We start from the raw sequence: 1,416 nt of genomic DNA on the forward strand, positions 1-1,416 counted from the left end.
CTTCTTGCCCTATCTGACCACGGCGGCCGCAATGGCCTGGGTTTGGCGCTGGTTCTACCAGCCGGTCCCGATCGGCGTGATCAACAGCATGCTGGCTTCCGTCGGCCTGCCGACGCAGCCCTTCCTGCGCTCGATCGAGCAGGCCCTGCCGGCTATCATGGCCACCGCGATCTGGGCGCATCTCGGCTTCCAGATCATCATCTTCATGGCTGGCCTGCGCGCCATCCCGACGAGCTATTATGAGGCGGCGCGCATCGACGGGCTTGGCGAGGGCGCGCTCCTGCGGCGCATCACGATTCCCCTGCTGAAGCCGACCACGGTCTTCCTCGTCGTCTTCTCCTCGATCGGATTCCTGCGCATCTTCGATCAGGTCTACAACATGACCAGCAACGATCCCGGCGGGCCGCTGAACTCGACCAAGCCGCTGGTGCTGATGATCTACCAGAGCGCGTTCTCGTCCTACCAGATGGGCTATGCGGCGGCGCAGACCGTCGTGCTGTTCACCATCCTGTTCACCATTTCGATGGCGCAGCTCTGGATCCTGAGGAGCCGCTGACATGGCTGACCCAACTTTCCAGCCGGCACGGCACTATTCCGCGATCCGCCCCGGCCGCATCCTCGCCTGGACGCTGCTATTCCTTGGCGGCGTCGTGATGATGACCCCGCTGCTTTTCATGTTCTCCACCTCGCTGAAATCGGCGGGACAGGTCTACGATTTGAAACTGATCCCGACCGAACCGAGCTTTGCCAACTACATCAAAGTGCTCTCGGACGGTCGCTTCAGCCGCTGGTTCCTGAACTCCGTCAGCATCGCCACCATCGTCACTCTTTCCTGCCTGTTCTTCGACAGCCTTGTCGCCTACACGCTGGCGAAGTTCCGCTTTCCCGGTCGGCAGGTGGTGTTCCTGGCAATCCTCTCGACGCTGATGATTCCGACCGAGATGCTGGTCATCCCCTGGTATCTTATGGCGAGCAAGCTCGGCTGGGTCGACACCTATTGGGGCATCATGTTCCCCGGCCTGATCACCGCCTTCGGCGTCTTCCTGATGAAGCAGTTCTTCGAGACCGTGCCGGATGACTTCCTCGAGGCTGCGCGGATCGACGGGCTGAACGAATTCGCGATCTGGTGGAAGGTTGCCCTGCCGCTGGTGACYCCGGCGCTCTCGGCGCTGGCGATCTTCACCTTTCTCGGCAACTGGACCGCTTTCTTCTGGCCGCTGATCGTGACCACCGATACCGCGCTCTACACGCTCCCGGTGGGCTTATCGAGCTTCGCCGTCGAGCAATCCATCCAGTGGGAACTGATCATGACGGGGGCCTCGCTCGCGACGATCCCGACGCTGATGATTTTCCTGTTCTTCCAACGCTACATCGTGCGCGGCGTCATGCTCGCGGGCGTCAAGGGCTAGAGGCTGT

General features: G+C 61.6%; 2 protein-coding genes. Both read left to right on the plus strand.

Features of this window, described 5'->3' with window-relative positions:
• The coding region (locus AC1DVA_RS28330) for a carbohydrate ABC transporter permease (protein WP_476808119.1) at nucleotides 1-556 on the plus strand (556 nt) is incomplete at its 5' end.
• 1 nt (nucleotide 557) lies between these two features.
• Nucleotides 558-1,409 carry a carbohydrate ABC transporter permease gene (locus AC1DVA_RS28335; RefSeq protein ID WP_476808120.1) on the plus strand — a complete coding sequence of 284 codons (852 nt, stop codon included), beginning with the start codon at nucleotides 558-560 and terminating at the stop codon, nucleotides 1,407-1,409.
• The last annotated feature ends 7 nt before the right edge of the window (nucleotides 1,410-1,416 follow it).

The organism is Allobosea sp. P4_C6, from assembly GCF_056402015.1.